Source organism: Paraliomyxa miuraensis, assembly GCF_026337845.1.
GTDB lineage: Bacteria > Myxococcota_A > Polyangia > Nannocystales > Nannocystaceae > Paraliomyxa > Paraliomyxa miuraensis.
This window is the reverse complement of the sequence record NZ_JAOVZF010000144.1, coordinates 221,193-228,009: the sequence shown is the minus strand read 5'-3', so window position 1 is coordinate 228,009 and position 6,817 is coordinate 221,193. Positions and strand designations below refer to the sequence as shown.

The following is a 6,817-nucleotide window of genomic DNA, read 5'->3' as shown; positions in this document are numbered from 1 at the left end:
AATGGAGACCGCTACGCCAAGCACGAATTCGCGATCAACCTCGAAGGCGGGACGGTCCGCTGCCCAGCCGGCGAGACCACACGCATCCACGGAGCCGTGGCGCGATTCGAGGCATCGACGTGCGAGCAGTGCTCCCATCGCGAGCGCTGCACGATGGCCAAGCACGGCCGTAGCATCAGCATTCATCCTCAAGAGCAGCTGCTCCAGAAGCTCGCGGCCGCCAAAGCCACACCCGAGGGCCGTGCAGAGCTTCGCAAGCGCGTCCCCGTCGAGCATGGGCTCGCCCACATCTGCCAACGACAAGGACGACGCGCGCGCTACCTGGGCGTGGACAAGAACATCTTCGACCTCACGCGCTACGCCGTCATCGAGAATCTCTTCGTGGCCGACCGCATGGAACGCGCCCTTGCCGCATGAGACTATCTGTTCGCCGCTCTAGTGCAGCCAGTCGCGCCAGATCGGGGGCAGCTGCGCCTCGCCCACCGCCACCATGACCCGGGGCGCCAGCCATCGCGGTCGCAGCGGTGCGCTCAGTAACGGCATGCCGGCCTCGTCGGGGGTATGGCGGCCCTTGCGACGGTTGCAGGGGGTACAGGCGGCGACCACGTTGGTCCAGCTGGTCTTGCCGCCCTGACAGCGCGGCAGCACGTGGTCCAGGGTGAGATCGCGGGAGGGCAGGTGTCGACCGCAGTACTGACAGCGGTACTCGTCGCGCAAGTACACGTTCTCGCGGGAGAACCTGACGAAGGGCGGGCGGTGGGCGATCGCCCGCAGCAGCCGGACCACGGCCGGGGCCGGGAACGGTCGGCTCACCGTCTGCACCGACCAGGCATGCGCGGTCACCAGCTCCACCTTGCCCACCAAGTGCATCACCAGCGCCCGCTGCCAACTGATCACCTTGAGCGGCTGATACCCCTGATCGAGCAGCAACGTATCCCGTATCGTCATCGACCCACTTGCGACGGTAGCACGCCCGGGGCCGCGTTCGGGACGGCGCCACCGAAACGTCACGAACTTGCCCGCGGCCCCGCGCCATCCTATGGGGCAAGGGCGTGCGTTGGTCTCCCGACAGCCTGGCGGCGCAGGCAGAGGGGCAGCTGCGGCGACGCGGCGCCACCGAGATCGCCGGCGCCTTCATCGACAGCCGAAGCCCGCGCCCAGGGGCGCTGTTCGTGCCGATCGTGGCCGCGCGCGACGGCCACGACTTCCTCGCGCATGCGATCGCGGGCGGAGCCGCCGCGATCCTGGTACGACGCGGGCATCCTCTTGGCTCGGTCGACGCCGATGGCCCTGGCGATCTCACCCCCGAGATCACGGTGGTCGAGGTCGATGACACCCTGGCCGCGCTGACGCGCCTGGCTGCGCGCAGTCGCGACCGCGTGGAGGGTCCCGTCGTCGCCATCACCGGGAGCAACGGCAAGACGACCACCCGCGCCATGGTGCAGGCGGTGCTGGCCTCGGCCATGCACCCGGTGCTGTGCACCCGGGGCAACCTCAACAACCACCTCGGCGTCCCGCTGACCCTGCTCGACGAGCCCCACGAGCCCCGGGCCATGGTGGTGGAGCTGGGCATGAGCGCTCCGGGCGAGAACGATCACCTCGCGGCGATCGTGCGGCCCAGCGTCGCCATCATCACCAGCATCGCGCTCGAGCACCTGGAGTTCATGGGCACGCTCGAGGCGATTGCAGCCGCCGAGGCCGAGGTCGTTCCCCATGTGGCGCCCGACGGGATCGTGGTGGTGCCCAGCGACGAGCCCACCCTGCGGCCCCATCTGCCCGCATCCGAGCGCGGTCCGGCGGTGCTCGGCATCGGACCCACCGAGGATGCCGACGTCGTCGTGCTCGGCGTGGCCCTGGGTGAGCGCACCGAGGCCACCTTGCGCCTTCGCACCGGCGACGTGATCACGGTGCGCCTGCGCTGCTTCGGGGCCCACAACGCCCGCAACGCCGCGGCCGCGCTTGCCGTGGGCACCCACCTGGGGCTGCCGCTGCCGCCCATGCTGCAGGCCCTCGAAGCGGTGGAGCCGGTGGGCGACCGCGGTCGCGTGCACCACCTGGGTCCCCACCTGCTCGTCGCCGATTGCTACAACGCCAACCCGGGCTCGATGGAGGCGGCGCTCGGCAGCCTCGCTGCGATCGATCGCCAAGGCCCACGCGTGGCGGTGCTCGGAGACATGCTCGAGCTCGGTCCGCGCGAACACGAGCTCCACGCCGAGGTCGGGCGTCGCTGCGCGGCGCTGGGCCTCGATCTGGTGATCACCCTGGGGCCCCTGGGCGAAGCCATCGCTCGCGCAGCCCATGACGCCGGCGCCACCGCCCACCACGTGGGCGACGATCTCGAGGCGGCGGCGGTCCTGGTTCGCGAGGCGCTCGAGGGCGCGCAGCCGGGTGCAGTGCTGCTCAAGGCCAGCCGCGGGGTGCGGCTCGAGCGCTTGCTGCCGCGGCTGGGCCTCGAGGGCTGATCCGCCCGCTCACGCCCAGAGCGATCTGCGCTGTTGATTTCGTTGCAAGGCGTACCCGGAAAACGCGAGTGCTCCTGGTGTCCGACATTGCAGGGGAACGACACACATGATGCGCAAGATCATCGACCTGGGAATCGCTGCCGCTCTCGTCACCGCCCTGTGGGCGCCCGACTGGGCCCGCGCCACCGAGCAGCCGGCGCAGCCCGTGGCCGATGCCGGGTCTTCGGCCGCGACCATGGTGGTGCCCGTGGCGAAGGTGGAGATCCAGCACCAGGGCCGCGTGATCCAGTCCAAGCCGGAGCGGCTGAGCTGGGACGAGCCCGGAGCCATTCGGCTCGAGCGAGGCGATCGCATCCATGACGTCACCCTGGCCGTGAGCCGCAAGGAAGGGTCGGGCAAGCTCCACGTGACGCTGACCTACGAGCTCGACGGCGAGCTGGTGATCGAGGGCTTCACCTACGACACCAAGGCCAAGAAGCGCGAGGTCTTGCGGACCGACGGAGTGGCGCTGGCGATCACGGTCACCACCAAGCCGCTCGAAGCGGCTCGACCCACCGAGCGCGAGGACAAGCTCGAGCCCGAGCTCGATCCCACCGATCCGCTCGCGGGGCTGTGAGCCGCGGACCGTGGTCTCGAGACCTCGGCGTCGGAGGCTCCGGGCAACCGGCCTCTATGCTCGGTCCTCGGCCCCATGGGTCGAAGACCATCGCGTGGGGAGGCGATCGGTCTTGACCGCGAGCGTCGGCGGGAGCGAAGCGGCCTCGCGGTCGGGATCGATGCGCTCGAGCACGGGCTCTGCCCACACGTCGCGGGGTGTGCCCGGCCACCACGACAACGGGCTCGCGACGCGACCGGAGTGGGGATGCAACCATCGGCCCAAGCGCCACACGGCCCCATCGGGTCGCCGATTGCGTGCCTCATGCTCGACGCGGGCGAACACGAGGGCCTGCGCCCCCGAGCGGGAGTTGGTCAGCAAATAGACGTTCATGACCAGCACCGAACAAGCTAGCACGCGATCGATCGATGCGAGCGCCCGTGAGCGTCGCATTTTTGGTCCACTCCCGTCGGGGTGCGTCCTCACCGTGGAGGCGTGCTCGGTGAGCCCCCGAGGGCAGCGCCCTACCGTGGGACGTTCGAGTCGGTGATCAGCCCTCGGGCGTGCACGTGTATCCGTCGTACATGTCGCCGAGAGCATCGACGCAATCCTCCGCGTCCATGCACGTCACTCGGGTGGGTGTGGGGACGTCGACCAGCGGCTGCCACGCGTCGAGGCGATCGCCGGTGATGCAGAATTCTCCGGCGCTGCTCTCGCCGTCGACGGTGAGCACCACCACGTTGCCGATCACCTCGTAGGTGCCCATGCCCAGCTCGGGCATGCCGTCGTCGGGGATCGTGCAGCGGCAGTTGGGCCCCATCGACTGGCAGGACGCCGTGGGATCGTCCATCTGGAGCCCAGCCTCGAAGGCGTCGCAGGAGATGCCGAGGCAGGCCATGGGGTCGAAGTCCAGGGTCATCTGCAGCTCGATGTCATAGTCCTGCACGAAGGTCCCGTCGTCGGCGAACGACAGGGTGCCGGACTGCGAGAGGATCTCGACCGAGAGGCTCGACCCCGGACACATGTCCTCGAAGGGGTTGGGGAACGCCTCGAAGCCGCAGAGCGACTCGAGCGACCAGTCGCCCACCAGGTCGCCGCCGCAGGGGACGGGGTCGGGGCTGCAGGTGGTATCGATCGGCATGCCGTCGCGCGCGAGCACCGAGCCGACGTGGCCGACGATGGTCAGGCCCTCGCAGAGCCCGGCCTCCCCGCCCGTGCTGGTCCCGGTCTCGTCGACCGCCTCGGTCGTCGAGCTCGAGGAGGAGGGGTCGACGGTCGTGGAGGTGGTGGTCGAAGTGGTACCGTCGGGATCGGGACCCTCGGTGGAGGTGCCGCTGGTCGTGCCCTCAGTGTCCTGGGTGGTGTCGTCGCCGGGACAGGCGGTCAGGAGCACCACACCGAGCGCGGCCATGGCAGTACGAGGGGATCGTAGGGTGGATCGAAGCAGGATCAGGCTCATGGTCCTCAACCTTGGCTGCCATCGGCTCGCTTGAAAAGAGCGAAAGAGGCGGCGAGTACCTTCCGGCCCGCCGCCTCGCGAGGACGCCTTCCGGCGACCGAGAGTCGAGCTTCGCGCTACTCCCGGACCGGGAGGATCGCGAGCGCGGCCTCGTCGAACTCGCAGGAGCGCTCGTCGCCGAACGAGTACGAGGGATCGTAGTCGGCGTAGGGCTCGTTCAGCTCGCGCCAGGTCAGACCGCCGGTGCCGTCGAAGCACTCGTGCACCGTGATGTCGCCGTGGCGAAGGTCGCCCTCGCCGTCGACCTCGACGATCATGCCGCGGGCACGGCCGGCCTCCTCGGCGTCCCAGCGCATGTCGACCACCATGCGCTCGAGCTGCGGGCCGCTCCACTCCGAGCGCTCGAACGAGCTCAAGGTGGCAAAGTGGAACTGGCCGGCACCCTCGGCGTCGCGGCGGTAGGTGTAGCTCTCGCCGTCGAAGTCCAGGTCGTCCTCGCCGTCGTCGTACCAGAAGCCGCGGAAGTCGAGGTCGACCTGCTTGTGCTTGGAGTCGGTGTCGCGCTCGAAGGTGACGGCGATCTTGCCTCCGTAGCGCGCGAACGGATCGGCATCGTCGATGAGGTCGGAGTAGGCGTAGATCGTGTCGAAGTCGATGGTGAACGCGCCGTCGCGCTGCTCGTCGCTCACCGAGATCTCACCGTCGATGAGCAGGGTCATCTCGGCCTCGCTGGCCCCGCGCCGCCCGATGTAGACCTCGAACACGGCACCGGACTCGTCGCCCTGGATCTTGGCCATCCAGGCGCCGTCCTTGCCGTCCTCGTCGTCGTGGGGGCCGTAGATCCGCCAGTCGTCCTCGATGCGATCCTCGGGGTAGCGGTTCAGCTCGCGAACGATCCGCGTCATGCCCACGGCCACGTCGGTCACCCAGCCGTTGACGTCGCCCGAGACGTCGAGCGCGAGCTGGTACACGTCACCGCGATCGCCGGCGGCCCGAAAGCCGTTGGCGCCGGGGGGATCCATCCGCACGTCCTCGGCCTCGATCACCGGGGTGTCTGGGTTGGTCATCCAGCAGCCGGAGGCCGAGGTGAGGGAGGCGGTCAGGAACAAGGCGGCGGCGGCGGTGTGGCGAAGCATGGTGCCTGCCTCTCTAGCGAAGACCGATCCGTCGAGACCCCGGATCGATACTTCAATGATTTCGAATGTTTGAGGTGACAGCCAGGAGCGGGTGTGGCGGTCTGCAACGCTTCAGGTTGCGACGGTTCCGGAAGATTGCAGCGGCCCACCGCAGATGGAGTCGTGCGGGCCCCCGGTGGCGGAGTACCCTGCCCTTGATGCTCCCTCGGTGGTGGATGGCGGTGCTCGGGCTGACGGCGTGCACCTCCGCCAACCCTGCCTTCGATCCGACCACCGCGGGCTCGGTGGGTCAGGGAGAGAGCACGGGGACGTCGACGGGTGTCGGTGAGAGCGCCAGCGGGGGCACGTCCAACGGCGGCACGGTCGCTGGGAGCGAGGAGGCCGACGAGTCCCACGGGAGCGAAGGGGAGCCGGATGCCTGCCAGGCCGATCTCTACGCGATCAACCAAAATGGCGCGCTCTACCTCCTCGATGTCGACGAAGGGTGGTCGATGTCGATGGTCGAGCTGCAATCACAGCTGTCGAGCTGGGCGCTGGCCACCGACCCCACGACCGGCATCCTCCACGTCAGCCAGTACGGCCACCCGAGTACGGTGTGGCGCGTCTCACCCGTGAGCTTCATTCGTGATCCCGTCCCGGTGATGGTTCCCGGCAACAACATCGTGAACATCGCCCGCGCGGCCTTCGATCCCGAGGGCAACCTGTGGCTCGGCACCGACGGCTTGGGCAATCTCTTCATCTCGTTCCCGCCCGGCGCGGAGATGGCCAGCGAGCTCCTGCGACCGGGCCTGGGCGCGGGCGGCGACATGCTGTTCCTCGAAGACGGCTCCGTGGTCGTGCCCAGTCGCGATGGCAACCTGTGGCTGACGCGGCTCGACGCCGAGGTCGAGCCGCTCCAGTTCCCGCTGGCGATCCAGGCCGTGGACGGAGTCCCCGATCTCACCGGCATCGCCCGCGATCCCCTGGGTCGAGCATGGGTGGCCACCGTCAACGGGGTGCTCGCGCGGGTCGAGCTCGACGACCTGCTCGACGTGGATCCCGGCCCGGTGGCGCCGGTGGTGGAGGTCGAGCTCGGGATCTTCATTAGCGATCTCGCGCCGATCGTGGTGCCCCCGGACGGGTGCTGAGCGGCTCTCTTGCGCCTAAGGGATCGACCTACCACCTC

The 6,817-nt window shown here is 69.1% G+C and carries 8 protein-coding genes; 4 read left to right on the top strand and 4 right to left on the bottom strand.

The annotated features are described in order from the left end of the window. On the top strand, nucleotides 1-417 hold a 417-nt coding region (locus OEB96_RS11655), incomplete at its 5' end, for a transposase (RefSeq protein ID WP_266215640.1). 18 nt (nucleotides 418-435) lie between these two features. Here the strand turns inward: OEB96_RS11655 and OEB96_RS11650 are convergent. Continuing rightward, nucleotides 436-948, bottom strand: a complete 513-nt coding sequence (locus tag OEB96_RS11650; protein WP_266215639.1) for an HNH endonuclease — start codon at nucleotides 946-948, stop codon at nucleotides 436-438. A gap of 104 nt (nucleotides 949-1,052) precedes the next feature. Here OEB96_RS11650 and OEB96_RS11645 point away from each other — a divergent pair, with 104 nt between their 5' ends. Continuing rightward, nucleotides 1,053-2,462 (top strand): UDP-N-acetylmuramoyl-tripeptide--D-alanyl-D-alanine ligase, encoded by a 1,410-nt coding sequence (locus OEB96_RS11645; protein ID WP_266215638.1) that lies wholly within the window; start codon nucleotides 1,053-1,055, stop codon nucleotides 2,460-2,462. 106 nt (nucleotides 2,463-2,568) lie between these two features. Further along, a complete protein-coding gene (locus tag OEB96_RS11640) occupies nucleotides 2,569-3,078 on the top strand; it encodes a hypothetical protein (protein WP_266215637.1) in 510 nt (169 codons plus the stop codon). A gap of 54 nt (nucleotides 3,079-3,132) precedes the next feature. Here the strand turns inward: OEB96_RS11640 and OEB96_RS11635 are convergent, their stop codons facing one another. The 3 genes from OEB96_RS11635 to OEB96_RS11625 form a co-directional block, all read right to left on the bottom strand. Next, entirely contained in the window at nucleotides 3,133-3,450 is a 318-nt protein-coding gene (locus OEB96_RS11635) for a hypothetical protein (RefSeq protein ID WP_266215636.1), read from the bottom strand. A 157-nt stretch (nucleotides 3,451-3,607) separates the two neighbouring features. Beyond that, a complete protein-coding gene (locus tag OEB96_RS11630) occupies nucleotides 3,608-4,468 on the bottom strand; it encodes a hypothetical protein (protein ID WP_266215635.1) in 861 nt (286 codons plus the stop codon). Nucleotides 4,469-4,632: 164 nt separating this feature from the next. After that, nucleotides 4,633-5,652: a hypothetical protein gene (locus OEB96_RS11625; protein ID WP_266215634.1), complete on the bottom strand. Its 1,020-nt coding sequence runs from the start codon at nucleotides 5,650-5,652 to the stop codon at nucleotides 4,633-4,635. A gap of 197 nt (nucleotides 5,653-5,849) precedes the next feature. On the opposite strand from OEB96_RS11625, the gene OEB96_RS11620 reads away from it, so the two are divergent. Further along, on the top strand, nucleotides 5,850-6,779 hold the full coding sequence (locus tag OEB96_RS11620) for a two-component regulator propeller domain-containing protein (protein WP_266215633.1): 930 nt from the start codon (nucleotides 5,850-5,852) through the stop codon (nucleotides 6,777-6,779). Nucleotides 6,780-6,817: the final 38 nt, after the last annotated feature.

Excerpts from the sequence above, each read along its gene's own strand:
- OEB96_RS11650 (WP_266215639.1), bottom strand. The coding sequence starts at position 948 with ATGACGATACGGGATACGTTGCTGCTCGATCAGGGGTATCAGCCGCTC.
- OEB96_RS11640 (WP_266215637.1), top strand. The coding sequence starts at position 2,569 with ATGATGCGCAAGATCATCGACCTGGGAATCGCTGCCGCTCTCGTCACC.
- OEB96_RS11635 (WP_266215636.1), bottom strand. The coding sequence starts at position 3,450 with ATGAACGTCTATTTGCTGACCAACTCCCGCTCGGGGGCGCAGGCCCTC.
- OEB96_RS11630 (WP_266215635.1), bottom strand. The coding sequence starts at position 4,468 with ATGGCCGCGCTCGGTGTGGTGCTCCTGACCGCCTGTCCCGGCGACGAC.
- OEB96_RS11625 (WP_266215634.1), bottom strand. The coding sequence starts at position 5,652 with ATGCTTCGCCACACCGCCGCCGCCGCCTTGTTCCTGACCGCCTCCCTC.
- OEB96_RS11620 (WP_266215633.1), top strand. The coding sequence starts at position 5,850 with ATGCTCCCTCGGTGGTGGATGGCGGTGCTCGGGCTGACGGCGTGCACC.